The sequence below is a fragment of the Pseudomonas sp. NPDC089734 genome (genome assembly GCF_044748865.1).
In the GTDB taxonomy this organism is placed as follows: domain Bacteria; phylum Pseudomonadota; class Gammaproteobacteria; order Pseudomonadales; family Pseudomonadaceae; genus Aquipseudomonas.
In genome coordinates this window covers 73,074-88,425 of the sequence record NZ_JBIVGV010000016.1, presented here as the reverse complement: position 1 = coordinate 88,425, position 15,352 = coordinate 73,074, and the positions used below count along the sequence as shown (strand labels likewise).

The window sequence follows — 15,352 nt, the reverse complement described above, 5'->3', positions numbered from 1 at the left end:
TTGTAGGAAACCGGACACAGACCATGACAGAAGTTGCCCACGTCAATGATGCTCACCAAGCCCCGTCGGTCATCCGGCAACTGCTTGAAAAATTGGCCATCAGCTACACCGAAGTCATGGATGACACGAGTCTGCCTGCATCACGCAAGGTTCAGGCCGTGCTGGTCGAAGACGCTGTGGGTGCGCTGCTGATCCTGTTTCCACAAAACCAATTGCTGGACCTTGCCCGGATCACCGAGCTGACGGGACGCCAACTGGCGGCCGTGCCTCATGATCGTCTGTTGCGCATGCTGGCCAAGCACAGCCTGCATGCACTTCCAGGGCTGCCGGCCCTAACAAGCTCACCTTGTCTGTATGACGACCGCCTGCTGCAGGAACCATCGCTTTTGATTGGCTCCGGCGAGCCGGGCGTTCTGCTTGAAATCAGCAGCGAAGACTTCAAGGGCATGCTGAGCAAGGCCAGTGCCGCGCATTTTGGCGAGCTGCTGAGCGGCATTCACCCCAATCTCGACCGTCCCGACGACGACCGCGAAGAAATCACCCAGGCCATGCACGCGTTCACCGCACGGCGCATCCAGCAGCGCCTGGAAGCAACGCTGGAGATTCCGCCGCTGGCCGGAACCGCCCAGAAGATCATCAAGCTGCGGGTCGATCCCGACGCGACCATCGATGACATCACCGGGGTGGTTGAAACCGATCCCGCCCTGGCCGCTCAAGTCGTCAGTTGGGCGGCATCGCCTTACTACGCCTCGACGGGCAAGATTCGCTCGGTCGAGGACGCCATTGTGCGAGTCCTGGGTTTCGATCTGGTCATCAACCTTGCGCTGGGCCTGGCACTGGGCAAGACCTTGAGCCTGCCCAAGGATCACCCGCAACAGACGACGCCTTACTGGCAGCAGTCGATCTATACCGCCGCCGTCATCGAAGGCCTGACCCGCGCCATTCCGCGCCCCAAGCGTCCGGAAGGTGGCCTGACCTATCTGGCTGGTCTGCTGCACAACTTCGGCTACCTGCTGCTGGCCCATGTGTTCCCGCCTCACTTCTCACTGATCTGCCGTCAGCTCGAGGTCAATCCTCATCTGCACCACAGCTATGTGGAGCACCATTTGCTGGGCATCAGCCGCGAGCAGATCGGGGCCTGGCTGATGCGCTACTGGGACATGCCGGACGAGTTGTCCACAGCCCTGCGCTTCCAGCATGACCCGTACTACGCGGGCAAACATTGCGAATACGCCAACCTGATCTATCTGGCCGTGCGCTTGCTGCGGGCCAACGGCATCGGTTCGGGACCTCAGCAGGAGATTCCGGACGAGTTGTTCGAGCGCCTGGGCCTGACTCGGGAAAAGGCCAACGAATCGGTCAGAAAGGTTCTGGAAGCCGAAGTCATGCTGCGAGAGCTGGCGTCCCAGTTCTCCTGATCGTCCCTTCGCGAATGAATTCGCTCCCACAGCGAATTCATTCGCGAACTTGTCACCCCCGTAGGAGCGAATTCATTCGCGAGCCTGTCATCGCTGAAAGGTAAGCGAAAGCTTCTGCCATTAGGATCGACTCACCACCGGCAACAGACCGGTTAGCCAGGCAAGGTGTTCCACACACTTTCCGGCCCAATTAACAAGAATAAATGGTGATTCCGATGCTTGCTGATACCCCGATGTACACCCTCCTTGCGCCTCCCCTCCACGTATTGCTTCTGCTGAGCTGATTCGTTCGTTTCATCGTTCCGTAGCCGTATTACGCCTGGAGTATTTCTATGCTGACTTTCCTTGGCTTCGCCATGGTGATTGCGTTCATGTATCTGATCATGAGCAAACGCCTGACTGCGCTGATTGCCCTGATTATCGTTCCTATCATCTTTGCCCTGTTCGGCGGCTTTGGCCCACAGATCGGCCCGATGATGCTGGCCGGTATTACCAAGCTGGCGCCTACCGGCGTCATGCTGATGTTCGCGATTCTCTACTTCGCCCTGATGATCGACTCGGGCCTGTTCGACCCCGCCGTACGCAAGATCCTGCAAATGGTCAAAGGCGATCCGATGCGTATTTCGGTGGGTACCGCCGTGCTGGCACTGGTGGTTTCCCTCGACGGTGACGGTGCAACCACCTACATGATCTGCGTCGCCGCCATGCTGCCGCTCTATAGCCGTGTCGGCATGAGCCCGCGCATCATGGCCGGCCTGATCATCCTGGCCGGCGGCGTGATGAACATGACGCCATGGGGCGGCCCGACCGCTCGGGCAGCGAGCGCACTGCATGTGGATGCGTCGGACATTTTCGTCCCGATGATCCCAGCCATGCTGGCGGGCGTGGTTGCGATCCTGGCCATTGCCTACTTCTACGGCAAGCGTGAGCGCGCCCGTCTGGGCGAGCTGCATCTGCCGGGCGATGAAATCGATCACAGCGAAATCAGTGTGTCGCAGTTCCCTGAAGCCCGTCGTCCGAAGATGATCTGGTTCAACGGTGCCCTGACATTTGCTCTGATGGTTGCACTGATCATGGGCCTGCTGCCTCTGCCTGTGCTGTTCATGATCGCGTTCAGTATCGCGATGATCATCAACTACCCGAACCTTCAGGATCAGAAAGACCGCGTATCGGCTCACGCCGGCAGCGTCCTGGCAGTGGTCGGTCTGATCTTCGCGGCCGGTATCTTCACCGGCATCCTGACCGGCACCGGCATGGTCGACGCCATGTCGAAAAGCCTGCTGGCCGTGATCCCGGATGCACTGGGCCCGTACCTGGCGGTCATCACGGCACTGGTGAGCATGCCGTTCACCTTCTTCATGTCCAACGACGCGTTCTACTACGGCGTATTGCCAGTCCTCTCCGAAGCCGCTGCCCACTACGGCATCAGCCCGGTGGAAATGGCCCGCGCGTCCATTGTCGGCCAGCCGGTTCACCTGCTCAGCCCGCTGGTTCCTTCCACCTATCTGCTGGTGGCACTGGCCGGGATCGACTTCGGCGATCACCAGCGCTTCACCCTGAAATGGGCGATTCTGGTCTGTGTCTGCATCCTGATCGCCGCGTTGATGATGGGTATCTTCCCGTTGTTCAGCAACGTTTAACGAGCGATTCGCCTCGCCGCCAGCCTGACCGCTGGCGGCGACTCCCCTCAAGACTCCTGCCTCTCTGCCCAAGCCCCCACATTCTGCGGGGCCGTGGCGCACATCTGTCACATCGGCCTGATCGTGTTGCGCGACAACGAATCGTCATCGACACCGCTCCGATATTCCCTTGCGATGGAAACGACCCATACCTGAATGGCATCCAGCAAGTGCCCGAAGAAGAGGCTGAGGCACCTTCGCACCTGTTGTTTCTGTCAGTAGCCAGAGTCTTGACCCTATTGCACTCTTGATCGCAATGGGCGGCCACACATTCTGTTTATTGTCATTCGATGACCGGTGTGATTGCGTCCAGATACACCTCACAAGGAGACACCTCGAAATGGACACTTCAGATACTCGTGCGGCGGGCGATCTGGACCCGTCGTTCGGCACCGACGGCATTTTTACCTTTTTTACCGACGTTTACGGCGGATTTTCCATCGCGGGACTCGCACTGGGCCCCGACGGAGGCCTCATCATTGCCGGTCGGGGGCAAGGCGATGTCTACGCCATTGCCCGGCTGACGGAGAACGGTCAGCCCGTTCCACAATTCGGCCAGAACGGCATGGTCACCGGGCGGTACATACCGGATAAGACATCGGCCGCCGGGGTAACGGCTTATACCCCGGACGGCAAGATCCTGATCTCTGGCTTTTACAAGGAGGCACCGCTGACGGAGCATAAACCCGTGCTTGCACGCCATCTCGTTACCGGCGAAATCGATACCGAATTTGGTGAAGACGGCGTCGTTCTTTTCGATTTCCCGCCTCCAAAACCACCCGAATCCGAGAAGACTCAGCCAGCGGGCGGCCCCCCCGATACCGCCTATGAACTCTTCAGTTTCAACGTTACGCCCTTGCCGGACGGAAAAATCATCTTCTCTGGGTCCATCCAGGCAGACAGGGGCGATGAAGCCAGCAAGTTCAGCGTGCTCGGTCGCCTGAATGCTGACGGTTCGCTGGACAATACTTTCGCGGATAAGGGCTATCTGTATCCGAAACCTCCGAGAAATGTCGTGGACCGGCATCTGGTCCTGGAGAACGGAAACATCCTGCTGGCCGGTCAGATGGAGAACGTTCAGGAACACACGGGGTATGTCGCTCGCTATCTTCCCGATGGCGAGCTTGACCGGACATTCGGCTCCTCTGGGTATCGACTCATCGACGGGCTGGATGGCGGACATATCACGGCAATCGCCCACCATGAAGAAGACGGCATTATTGTGGGTGCCAATAAACATATCCAGGACAGCTCGAAACCATGGAGCGCCGTGCTACTGGGTCTGACTGCCGATGGCGCCTGGGACACGGGTTTCAACGGCGGTAACGCCGTCGAGGTGAAACTGGGCACCAGCGGTCACTCTCTGGTCCTCAAGGACCTTGTCGCCGACGGCGACGGTATTGTGCTGCTGGGTGACATGGGCAATATCGCATTGGCCCGCTACCTGCTCGATGGCACCCCGGATGTGTCTTACGGCAATTCGGGCTGGTGGGAGTATTCCGGTCAAGAAAGCAACAATCTGCTCAGGCAACCCGACGGGAAAATCGTCGCAACCGCCATGAGCAAGACCGGCGAGAAAATTGTCGCTCGTTACATGGGGGACTGATCGGTCCCAAAGCAGCGAAACCCCGTCGGAGCATGGCTGAATGCCCCGACGGGTTCATATTGATTTATGACAGTTTTATTTCAATCGAATCAAGCCTGTGCGATGCTGGCGCCAAGGCCAGAGGCCGACTACAAGCTTTAGTAGAGCGTCATAAAACTGTTCCGCTCGCTACACGCTACACCTTCAATCCCTTGTCCTGAATGGGGCACGTCTCAGGGGGCTTTCAGTGTGCTGACCCTGCTCGATTTATTATCCGCCGTCGCCTTGCTCATCTGGGGCACACACATCGTGCGCACCGGTATCCTTCGGGTGTATGGCGCCCAGTTGCGGCGTGTCCTCAGCCAGAACATGTCAAAGCGCCCACTGGCGTTTGTCGCAGGCATTCTGGTGACCGCGCTGGTGCAAAGCAGCAATGCGACCGCCATGCTGGTGACTTCGTTCGTGGGTCAGGGCCTGATGACACTGACCCCTGCACTGGCAATCATGCTCGGGGCCGATGTCGGCACGGCGCTGATGTCCCGGGTACTGACCCTGGACCTGTCCTGGCTGTCGCCGCTGTTGATCTTCCTGGGTGTGGTCTTCTTTCTGTCGCGCAAACAGACCCGCGCCGGCCAGCTGGGGCGAGTGGCCATCGGGTTGGGCCTGATCGTACTGGCCCTGCAATTGATCGTCAGCGCCGCCGCTCCCATCACCCAGGCCACCGGGGTCAAAGTACTGTTCGCGTCCCTGACGGGGGATCTGCTGCTCGATGCGCTGGTCGGTGCCCTGTTCGCGCTGATTTCCTACTCAAGCCTGGCGGCGGTCCTGCTGACGGCCACCCTGGCCGGTGCCGAAATCATTGGCCTGCCCGTGGCAATCGGGCTGGTCATCGGCGCCAACATCGGCAGCGGGCTGCTGGCCTTTCTCAGCACCAGCATGCAGAACGTGGCCGGACGTCAGGTGGCGCTGGGCAGCCTGCTTTATAAACTGCTGGGCCTGTTGCTGATCATGCCAGTGCTCAACCCGCTGGTTCACTGGCTCTCCACCCTTGGCTTCAGTCCTCAGGAACTGGTCATCGGCTTTCACCTGATCTACAACACGGCGCGCTGCCTGATCATGCTACCCACCGTAAGCCCGATGGCTCGCCTGTGCGCGGCCCTGTTGCCGCACCAGGCCGAAACCAATGGCCCGGCACAAGCACGCCATCTGGACCTGGCGGCCTTGTCCACGCCCAGTCTGGCGCTGGCCAATGCCGTGCGCGAAACCTTGCGCATGGGTGACCTGATCGAAAGTATGCTCGGCTCGATGCTGGCAGTCCTGCGCGGCACACAGACCGCCGTGACCCAGGAAATACGTCGCCTGAACGACGATGTCGAGGCACTCTACAACGCAATCAAACTGTACCTGGCCCAGATGCCCCGTGAAGAACTGGGTGAGCAGGACAATCGACGCTGGGCCGAGATCATCGAGCTGACCATCAACCTGGAACTGGCCAGCGACCTCATCGAACGCATGCTGCGCAAGATCCAGCAGCAGAAGACCTCACAGCGTCGCTCGTTCTCGGAAGTCGGGCTGGAGGAGCTGGCCGATCTGCACATCCAGCTGCAGTCCAACCTGCGTCTGGGCCTGTCGGTTTTCCTCAGTTCGGATGAAGAAAGCGCCCGCCAGTTGCTTCGGGAAAAACGCCGTTTCAGGGCACAGGAACGACGTCTGGCGCACGCCCACGTCAGCCGCCTGCAGCGCAAGGTCGTGCAAAGCATCGAAACCAGCTCGTTGCACCTTGAGCTGATTGCCGACATGAAGCGCCTGAACTCGCTATTCTGCAGCAGCGCCTATGCCGTTCTGGGAACAGCCGATACCGGAGCCTTGTCGAGCGAGAGCATTCAAGAGCAATCGGTGTGAACATCCCCGGCGGAGCGAAGTCTGTTAAACATACCGGCCCGCAAGGAAAGCTGTTTTATGCGTTGCCTGCTGTTCGCTTGTCTGCTTCTGAGTGCTCTCCCTTCGCTGGCCCTTGACCGTCTTCAAGTCGAAGGCTACCTGCTGCCCAACGGGCTTCAGGTATTGCTCAAGCCCGGTTACGAGAAGGGCCATGTGGCCATCCGTCTCGTAGTCGGCATCGGCTTCGATGACTTCCCCTGTGAGGACAAGGAACTGCCTCACTTGCTGGAACACCTGCTGTTCAGTGGCATCGACGACAGCGGGGAAGGCGGGCTTGAAGAGCGCATGCAGGCCCTGGGCGGCGAGTGGAATGCCTTCACCAGCAATACCGACACCACCTTTGTCATCGAGGCTCCGGCCAGGAACCAGCGTAAGGTCCTGGACCTCTTGCTGGAGGTATTGACCCATACGGAGTTGCTGCAAAGCCGCTTCGATGAGGTCAAGCGCATTGTTGAACGTGAAGACGGCGGCCACTTCTCCCATCTGCAGCGCCTGCTTGATCGTCGTGATGCTGGCAACAGTGCCAGCGGTCAGCTGGCGATGGAGATGGGCCTAAAATGTGCCGAACGCCCACAGGTCGATGACGTCACGCTTCAACACGTTCAGGATGTTTTCGCGTCCTGGTATGCCCCCAACAACATGACGCTGATCATGGTCGGCGATCTGGACAAGCTGCTGCCCAGCTATCTGGAACGGACTTACGGCCAGCTCAACCCGACAGACCCCATCGATCATCCGTCCCTGGCACAAAGCAACGACTCAGCCGAAGCTTCGCGTACCCTGACGCGCGGTCTGCTGGGCGACGCCGCACGCCTGCACCTGACCTTCACCGAACCGCAACTCGATGAGCAGCACGACGAAACCTGGGAACTGGTCGAGGCCTATCTGGACTGGGCGCTCTACACAGAGCTGCGCCTGCGACACGGCCTGTCCTACGGGCCCTCGGTGGATCGTGAAGTCTTCGGAGATGTCGGGTTCATGAGCCTGAATGCCGACCTTGAACGGGACAACATCGACGAAGCCGAGCACAGCGTCCGCACGCTGCTCGAACACTTGCAGAAAGACGGCATGCAGCCAGCCACATTTGCCCGTCTGCAACAGGCCGCAATCGCCAGACAAGCCTGGGCTGTCCAGGGCAATAGCGCACTGGCCGACTATTACTGGAGCGCCCTCAATGATTACGACAACGGACGCTTTGCCGATCCGGCCAAACGCATCAAGGCGGTGAGCCTGGACACGGCCAATCGCGCCATGCGCCAACTGCTGGCCCGACTCGGTTACTGGCGGATCGAAAAGCCACTGTTCAGTTATGACGATTTGTATGTATTGGCAGCGGCGCTGGTCGGGATGATCGGGTTGGCTCTGTTCTGGCGCAGACGCAAACGTCTTCGCGAATGAACAGACGCCGTGGGAGCGGATTCATCCGCGAAGACAGTCTTACGGCCAGTAAAGCCGGATCGGCTGTACTGGCCCCTCGCGGATGAATCTGCTCCCACAGACTGTGGTTTACACGTGACAGGTGTTTACACAAACCTTGGCATTGTTATGCTGCCGGGGTTTTTGAAGCCGATGAAAGTGAACTGCCAAGATGCCTGACTGGAACGCCTATGTAACCCGCACACTCGGCTTGATAAGGCGCTATCCGGGAGTCATTGCCGCCGGAGGCTTCGTCTCCGGAATCGCCAGTTTCATTCTGGTGGATCGTCAGGCCGGGCTGGCCACCTGGATCGCGGTGGTCATGCTGGTCAGCTGGCTGTGGCTGATGATCGAAAACAGCGTGGTCGGGCTGTTCAGCAAGACGTTCGGCAGGGAAATACCACAAGGCCTGCTGCGCTACGGCACACAGTTGATCCATCAGGAAAGCCTGTTCTTCGTTCTGCCGTTCTTCTTCATCACCACCACCTGGAACAGCGGCCAGCTGGTGTTCACGACCTTGCTGGGTGCTGCCGGGCTGATTTCCATCATCGATCCCTTGTATTACAAATGGCTGGCACCCCGCCGCTGGCTGTTCATGGCCCTGCATACGTTGACGCTGTTCGCGGCGCTGCTCACCGCCTTGCCCATCATCCTCAACCTGACCACGTCCGAGAGCTACAAGCTGGCGCTGGGTATCGCCATGCTGCTGTCCTTCCCCAGCCTGGCCTCGAGTTTCCCGATCAACACATGGCGACGCGGTCTGATGGTCGTTGCCCTGACTCTGGCCGCAGGCAGCGCGGGCTGGCTGCTGCGCTCCTGGGTGCCGCCCGCGACCCTGTGGATGACCGAAGTCGCCGTCAGCACCGACTTCGATAACCGAAACCGTACGCCGGGCGAGAGCATCCGCCAGATAAGTGCCACCCAGCTACGCCGCGATGGCCTGTATGCCTACACCGCCATCAACGCGCCACGAGGCCTTGAAGAGCGGATTTACCACGTATGGCGGCGTAACGGCGAGGATGTGGACCGCATCGCCCTGGACATCCATGGCGGGCGCAAGGAGGGCTATCGTGCCTGGACCCACAAACAGAACTTCCCGCAGGATGTGGTCGGCCGCTGGCAGGTCAGGGTCCTGACCGAGGACGGGCAAATGATCGGCGTACTGCGCTTTGAAGTGACCGATACCGATCAACCGGCTGTCACCAAGCCGACAGATCGGCTGATCAAGCTCAAGCCGGGCGGCGATGAGCAAGAGAACGCGCCTCAGACGGAACAGGCGCCAGCTCCGGAGCCGGAACAGCCAGCGTCACCCGCGCCTGAAACGCCAGCGACACCGGTCACGCCATGACGAATCAGGCCGCGGTCGCGCCAAAGAACCAGTAACAGACGAAAATGGCAGCAATGACGCCCGACAGTTCAGCCAGCAGTGCGCAGCCCACCGCATGTCGCACTCGCTGGATGCCGACGGCACCGAAGTACACCGCCAACACATAGAACGTGGTTTCGGTGCTGCCTTGAATCGTGGCCGCCACCAGTGCGGCAAAGCTGTCCACGCCCTGAGTCTGCATGGTTTCGATCAGCAAGGCCCGTGCAGCACTGCCGGAGAAAGGTTTGACCATCGCGGTCGGCAGGGCATCGACGAAGCGTGTATCCCACCCCAGCCACGACACCAGATGGCGAATACCTTCCAGACCGAAGTCCAGCGCACCTGAAGCCCGCAGCACACCCACCGCACACAGCATTGCCACCAGATAGGGCAACAGGTTCCTGGCAACATCGAAACCTTCCTTCGCACCTTCGACAAAGGCCTCATAGACCTGAACCTTGCGCAACGCGCCAATGATCATGAACAGCATGATCAGGCCGAACAACGTCAGGTTGCCGAGAATGGAAGACAGGCCGGCCAGCGCTGCCGCCGACAGCGTGCCCAGAAACGCCATGAAGCCACCGAGCAGCAGCGCGCCCGGTACCAGATAGGCCAGCACCACCGGGTCCCACAGGCGCAGGCGCTGCATGAACGCTACTGACAGCAGGCCTACGATGGTCGAGACACTGGTCGCCAACAGGATCGGCAGAAACACCAGGGTCGGGTCCGGCGCGCCTTGCTGGGCGCGGTACATGAAGATCGTCACGGGCAGCAGGGTCAGAGACGAAGCATTGAGTACCAGAAACAGGATCTGCGCATTGCTGGCGATGGTCTGACTGGGGTTCAGCTCCTGCAACGAGCGCATGGCCTTGAGGCCGATAGGCGTAGCGGCGTTATCCAGGCCCAGGGCATTGGCGGCGAAGTTGAGGGTAATCAGGCCCAGCGCAGGATGGCCTGGCGGTACTTCCGGCATCAGGCGCAGAAACAGCGGCCCCAGGACCTTGGCCAGCCAGTCGACGATCCCGGCTTTCTCCGCAATACGCAGAAAACCCAGCCAGAGGGTGAGGGTGCCGAACAGCAGAACCATCACTTCGACCGAGAGCTTGGCCATCGCAAAGATGCTTTCGACCATCGCCGCAAAAATGCCGGCGTTCCCCCCAATCAGCCACTGCGCCAGAGCAGAGACGGCCGCCACGACAAAAAAACCAAGCCACAGGCCATTGAGCATCGGATATGTCCTTCACAAGATGCGGGGATGATAGCGGCGGGGCGGTCTGGAGGGAAATCGGGAGCCGCAGAGACGACAAACCCCGGAAAGTCCGGGGTTTGTCGGTACAACCGATCAGCTATCAGTCAGCCAGCGGCGCGGTAGCAGGAACAGGTTCCTTGCTGCGCCAGTGTGGCAGGGAGTTCCAGTAGCGCTGGCCCTTGGCCTCGTCGTACATGCCTTCCCAACGAGCGATAACCAGTACAGCCAGGGCGTTGCCGATCACGTTCAGTGCGGTACGCGCCATGTCCATGATGCGGTCGACACCGGCGATGAATGCCAGACCTTCCAGCGGAATGCCTGCGCTGCCCAGGGTTGCCAACAGAACCACGAACGATACGCCAGGAACGCCCGCGATACCTTTGGAGGTCACCATCAGGGTCAGAACCAGCATCATCTGTGCGCCGACCGACAGGTCGATGCCGTACAGTTGAGCGATGAAGATGGCCGCGATGCTCTGGTACAGGGTCGAACCGTCGAGGTTGAACGAGTAGCCAGTCGGAACAACGAAGCTGCAGATGGCTTTCGGCGCACCGTAGGCTTCCATCTTCTGGATCACACGCGGCAGGACCGTTTCGGAACTGGCGGTGGAGTAGGACAGGATCAGCTCATCCTTGAAGATGCGCATCAGCTTCACGACCGAGAAGCCGAACATGCGAGCGATCAGGCCCAGAACCACGAATGCGAAGAAGGCGATGGCGACGTAAACCAGAATCACCAGCTTGGCCAGCGGCAGCAGGGATGCGAAACCGAAGTTGGCCACTGTCACCGAGATCAGTGCGAATACGCCGATAGGGGCGTAGTTCATGATCATGTGGGTAACTTTGAACATGGTTTCCGAGACGCCCTGGAAGATCTTGACCAGCGGCTCGCGGACATCGGCTTGCAGGCTGGAAAGGCCCAGACCGAACAGTACCGAGAAGAAGATGATCGGCAGCATCTCGCCACGCGCCATGGCGGCAAAGATGTTGGACGGGATCAGGTTGAGGATCGTCGCGATGAAAGCGTGATCGTGCTGAACCTCGGCAGTGGTCTGCTGATATTTCGAGATATCGACAGTACCCAGCGTGCTCATGTCGATGCCGGCGCCCGGCTGGAACACGTTGGCCAGAACCAGACCGACCAGAATGGCGATGGTGGTGACGACTTCAAAGTAAATGATGGTCTTGAGACCGATGCGACCCAATTTCTTTGCGTCGCCCACGCCGGCAATACCGACGACCAGCGATGCAACCACGATCGGGATCACGATCATCTTGATAAGACGAATGAAGATATCGCCTGCCGGTTGCAGGATATTACTGATCCACCAGGCCTTTTCGGCGCTGAAATGGTTGAGCAACGCACCGAGGGCAATCCCCAGTACCAGTCCAATCAGAATCTGCCAGGCCAGACTCAGCTTTGCCTTCTTCATGCATTTACCCTTGTTTTTAGTGGCTTGAACATATCCAAAACCGGCACGCTGAAACTGTTTTTTCCGAAACGGCTTCAAGGCCCGGATGCCTTTGAAATGTCCAGAGAAGGTCACCGCACACGAGCATCCCAGCTCTATAGCAGGCGAAAAAAGTCGCAACTATTCCCATGGTGGGGGGGCGCGTCTAATGCCATAAACGCCTACCTCATGCCGAATCAGCATACAAAAACGACAAGACATGCCTGTTTACGACAATAAAAAATGCCGTTATTGGCCGGACAAGTGGCTAGAACGTCGCTTGTAGCGTGGCAAGAGGGGAGGGAAAGCAGATTTGTAACAAGGGCATGACCGCGCAATATCCTTACAATATTTATTGGATAAACGGTCGCAAATCAGGGAACTAAAAGCAAAACACGCAAAATGTCATGCAGACCTCGACCTCGCACAACGGCGATATCGAGGTCATAAAAAGCGGGTTTGCATGACAACATTAAAGGGTGTGCCCGAAGGATCAGTACCAGTTCGGATCCTTGCTCAATTGCTCCTTCAGCAATTGCTGCATACCCTCGTCGGGTTTGCCCAAAAAGCGGTAAGTGGCATGGCGAGTGGGTGACTTGTCGGCCGGCAGACCGGCAGGCACTTCGACCAGCATGGCATAGGCCTTTTCCTTATCGAGACTGAACGACACGATCAGGCGCTTGTTGCGGCAGGTTTCAGCGGTTTCACACAGAGGCCCGACCAGATACGGGTCATGATCCTCGGTAACGGCCGTCATCTGCTCGGAAACACCGGACAGGTTGATGATCCATTCCGGCAGCCGCTCTTCTTTCTGTACGACCTTCATCCAGGTCTGACGATATTCAGGCGCGGAACTCAGCAATTCACTGACTCGCGCCTGCCCGTCGTTGGCAGCCATGGCCATGGCACTGCCGCCCATCAACAGGGCGGCTGCCAGTGAGTGAAAGGATGTGTTCATGCGTCAGCCTCGACCACGACGACCAAAGAAGAACGACACGACGAACATGACCAGGAATACGATGAACAGGATCTTGGCGATCCCCGTTGCCGTACCTGCGATACCACCGAAGCCCAGTACAGCCGCAACAATGGCGATGATCAAGAACGTGATAGCCCAGCTCAACATGGCGATACTCCTTACTGCTTGTTTGAATGTGGAACGTTTCGTTCAGGTGTTGCGGGTCAGAAGACCCATTTCTGCGGGGTTGCCACTTCATCAACAGACACCATGCCGCTCATCGGCTGCTGCCTGCCTTCAGTGTTCAGGGTCGTCTGCCTCAGGCTTTGGAAAGAGGCCGTACCTTTAATGAAGGTCTGCTGGACTTGCGGTGCTTCACGCGATGATTCCCAGCGCTGGAATTGCTGAACCGCGATCAGGGTCACAAGCAAGGCCAGGACGACAAACAGCCCCTGCTGGATGTGCAAGGATGAAATACGCAAGTGAGCAATATTCAGGCTATTCATCCTTTGGCTTCCTTCCCTGAGTGGGCAGTGAGAATACGGTCGGGCCTTATGGAACGGCCTCGTTCATCAAGGATGTTGCAGGCTGCATGCCACTTATCGACAAGGAAATATTTTCAATAAAATCAAATAGTTAAAAACAATTGAGTATCCATCCTTACCAGCAAGCTGCACGATCACCCGCTTGAGATCGTGCGTTCTGCACGAATCATTGGGAATCGTTCTCGCCGAAAAGGGCATGCTTGAGTAAAGAGAGGTCTATAAAAGGAAGCAGAACGGTCTTGGCGGTATATAGCCATTAAAATCAGTCAGTTAGCCAACAACCGAACAGATAGCTACCATGCATGTCACATAATCCATCAGAATCAACCATGCAACTTGCCCGATGATTCCGACACTAACCAAGATCATTCATTTAGGAGCGTAGGAAAATGGAAGAAGCCACTGAGAATCAGGGCCGTATTCTGCTTGTGGACGACGAGTCCGCCATCCTTCGCACCTTTCGGTACTGTCTGGAAGATGAAGGCTACAGCGTTGCCACGGCCAATAGCGCTGCACAGGCCGATACGCTGATGCAGCGCCAGGTATTCGACCTGTGCTTCCTGGACTTGCGTCTGGGTGAAGACAACGGGCTGGATGTTCTGGCGCAAATGCGCATTCAAGCGCCCTGGATGCGTGTCGTGATCGTCACCGCCCACTCCGCCGTCGATACGGCCGTCGATGCAATTCAGGCAGGCGCCGCCGATTACCTGGTCAAACCGTGCAGCCCGGACCAATTGCGCCTCGCCACGGCCAAACAGCTGGAAGTGCGTCAGTTGTCTGCCCGCCTGGAAGCGCTGGAAGGCGAGATTCGCAAACCCAAGGACGGCCTGGACTCACACAGTCCGGCCATGATGGCCATTCTGGAAACGGCACGACAGGTCGCCGTGACCGACGCCAACATCCTGATCCTGGGTGAGTCCGGCACCGGTAAAGGCGAGCTGGCAAGGGCGATCCATGGCTGGAGCAAACGCGCGAAGAAATCCTGCGTCACCATCAACTGCCCTTCGTTGACGGCAGAGCTGATGGAAAGCGAGCTGTTCGGCCATAGTCGCGGAGCGTTTACCGGTGCCAGCGAAAGCACACTGGGCCGCGTCAACCAGGCCGATGGCGGCACCTTGTTCCTCGATGAAATCGGGGATTTCCCGCTGACCCTGCAACCCAAGTTGCTGCGCTTCATTCAGGACAAGGAATACGAGCGGGTAGGCGACCCCGTTACACGCCGGGCCGACGTGCGAATCCTGGCGGCCACCAACCTGAATCTTGAAGACATGGTGCGCAGCGGACGTTTCCGTGAAGACCTTCTGTATCGCCTGAATGTGATCACCCTTCACCTCCCGGCCTTGCGCGAGCGAAGCGAAGACATCATGACCCTGGCCGACCGGTTCCTGGCCCGTTTCGTCAAGGAATACGCCCGTCCCGCCCGTGGATTCAGCGAAGAGGCCCGTGCCGCGCTGCTCAACTACCATTGGCCCGGCAACATTCGCGAACTGCGCAACGTCATTGAGCGTGCGAGCATCATCTGCCCTCAGGAGCGGGTAGAAATAAGCCACCTGGGCATGGCCGAAGTACCGACCAACAATGCCCCTCGCATCGGTGCGCCTCTGAGCCTGGACGAACTTGAAAAAGCGCATATCGGTGCTGTGCTTGCCACTAGCGACACACTCGATCAGGCTGCGAAAACACTGGGCATCGACTCTTCGACGCTTTATCGCAAACGTAAACAGTACAACCTGTGAATTGTCCTG

General features: G+C 58.5%; 12 protein-coding genes. 7 read left to right on the top strand and 5 right to left on the bottom strand.

Annotated elements, in window-relative coordinates:
- Positions 1–23: 23 nt before the first annotated feature.
- The 6 genes from ACIPY9_RS19225 to ACIPY9_RS19200 all read left to right on the top strand — a co-directional run bounded on the left by ACIPY9_RS19225 (position 24) and on the right by ACIPY9_RS19200 (position 9,387).
- Positions 24–1,418, top strand: coding sequence for an aminoacyl-tRNA deacylase and HDOD domain-containing protein (locus tag ACIPY9_RS19225; RefSeq protein ID WP_400704904.1), 1,395 nt, complete (start codon positions 24–26; stop codon positions 1,416–1,418).
- Positions 1,419–1,750: 332 nt separating this feature from the next.
- Entirely contained in the window at positions 1,751–3,058 is a 1,308-nt protein-coding gene (locus tag ACIPY9_RS19220) for a CitMHS family transporter (protein WP_400704901.1), read from the top strand.
- Between the two features lie 379 nt (positions 3,059–3,437).
- Positions 3,438–4,703, top strand: a complete 1,266-nt coding sequence (locus ACIPY9_RS19215) for a hypothetical protein (protein WP_400704898.1) — start codon at positions 3,438–3,440, stop codon at positions 4,701–4,703.
- A gap of 228 nt (positions 4,704–4,931) precedes the next feature.
- Complete coding sequence (locus ACIPY9_RS19210; RefSeq protein ID WP_400704895.1) at positions 4,932–6,584, top strand: Na/Pi cotransporter family protein; 1,653 nt, start codon at positions 4,932–4,934, stop codon at positions 6,582–6,584.
- Positions 6,585–6,641: 57 nt separating this feature from the next.
- Entirely contained in the window at positions 6,642–8,021 is a 1,380-nt protein-coding gene (locus ACIPY9_RS19205; protein WP_400704892.1) for a M16 family metallopeptidase, read from the top strand.
- Between the two features lie 190 nt (positions 8,022–8,211).
- Entirely contained in the window at positions 8,212–9,387 is a 1,176-nt protein-coding gene (locus ACIPY9_RS19200; protein WP_400704890.1) for a DUF5924 family protein, read from the top strand.
- 4 nt (positions 9,388–9,391) lie between these two features.
- Here ACIPY9_RS19200 and ACIPY9_RS19195 read toward each other — a convergent pair whose 3' ends face one another.
- The 5 genes from ACIPY9_RS19195 to ACIPY9_RS19175 form a co-directional block, all read right to left on the bottom strand.
- On the bottom strand, positions 9,392–10,633 hold the full coding sequence (locus tag ACIPY9_RS19195) for a nucleoside recognition domain-containing protein (RefSeq protein ID WP_400704887.1): 1,242 nt from the start codon (positions 10,631–10,633) through the stop codon (positions 9,392–9,394).
- A gap of 121 nt (positions 10,634–10,754) precedes the next feature.
- Positions 10,755–12,086, bottom strand: coding sequence for a glutamate/aspartate:proton symporter GltP (gene gltP, locus ACIPY9_RS19190; RefSeq protein ID WP_400704884.1), 1,332 nt, complete (start codon positions 12,084–12,086; stop codon positions 10,755–10,757).
- Positions 12,087–12,597: 511 nt separating this feature from the next.
- Complete coding sequence (locus ACIPY9_RS19185) at positions 12,598–13,062, bottom strand: inhibitor of vertebrate lysozyme family protein (RefSeq protein ID WP_400704881.1); 465 nt, start codon at positions 13,060–13,062, stop codon at positions 12,598–12,600.
- A gap of 3 nt (positions 13,063–13,065) precedes the next feature.
- Entirely contained in the window at positions 13,066–13,230 is a 165-nt protein-coding gene (locus tag ACIPY9_RS19180; protein WP_025257796.1) for a DUF1328 domain-containing protein, read from the bottom strand.
- A gap of 56 nt (positions 13,231–13,286) precedes the next feature.
- Complete coding sequence (locus tag ACIPY9_RS19175; protein WP_400704878.1) at positions 13,287–13,568, bottom strand: hypothetical protein; 282 nt, start codon at positions 13,566–13,568, stop codon at positions 13,287–13,289.
- A 428-nt stretch (positions 13,569–13,996) separates the two neighbouring features.
- Here ACIPY9_RS19175 and algB point away from each other — a divergent pair, with 428 nt between their 5' ends.
- Complete coding sequence (gene algB / locus ACIPY9_RS19170; RefSeq protein WP_400704875.1) at positions 13,997–15,343, top strand: sigma-54-dependent response regulator transcription factor AlgB; 1,347 nt, start codon at positions 13,997–13,999, stop codon at positions 15,341–15,343.
- The last annotated feature ends 9 nt before the right edge of the window (positions 15,344–15,352 follow it).

Excerpts from the sequence above, each read along its gene's own strand:
- ACIPY9_RS19195 (WP_400704887.1), bottom strand. The coding sequence starts at position 10,633 with ATGCTCAATGGCCTGTGGCTTGGTTTTTTTGTCGTGGCGGCCGTCTCT.
- ACIPY9_RS19180 (WP_025257796.1), bottom strand. The coding sequence starts at position 13,230 with ATGTTGAGCTGGGCTATCACGTTCTTGATCATCGCCATTGTTGCGGCT.
- ACIPY9_RS19205 (WP_400704892.1), top strand. The coding sequence starts at position 6,642 with ATGCGTTGCCTGCTGTTCGCTTGTCTGCTTCTGAGTGCTCTCCCTTCG.
- algB (WP_400704875.1), top strand. The coding sequence starts at position 13,997 with ATGGAAGAAGCCACTGAGAATCAGGGCCGTATTCTGCTTGTGGACGAC.
- ACIPY9_RS19200 (WP_400704890.1), top strand. The coding sequence starts at position 8,212 with ATGCCTGACTGGAACGCCTATGTAACCCGCACACTCGGCTTGATAAGG.
- gltP (WP_400704884.1), bottom strand. The coding sequence starts at position 12,086 with ATGAAGAAGGCAAAGCTGAGTCTGGCCTGGCAGATTCTGATTGGACTG.
- ACIPY9_RS19225 (WP_400704904.1), top strand. The coding sequence starts at position 24 with ATGACAGAAGTTGCCCACGTCAATGATGCTCACCAAGCCCCGTCGGTC.
- ACIPY9_RS19185 (WP_400704881.1), bottom strand. The coding sequence starts at position 13,062 with ATGAACACATCCTTTCACTCACTGGCAGCCGCCCTGTTGATGGGCGGC.
- ACIPY9_RS19220 (WP_400704901.1), top strand. The coding sequence starts at position 1,751 with ATGCTGACTTTCCTTGGCTTCGCCATGGTGATTGCGTTCATGTATCTG.
- ACIPY9_RS19215 (WP_400704898.1), top strand. The coding sequence starts at position 3,438 with ATGGACACTTCAGATACTCGTGCGGCGGGCGATCTGGACCCGTCGTTC.
- ACIPY9_RS19175 (WP_400704878.1), bottom strand. The coding sequence starts at position 13,568 with ATGAATAGCCTGAATATTGCTCACTTGCGTATTTCATCCTTGCACATC.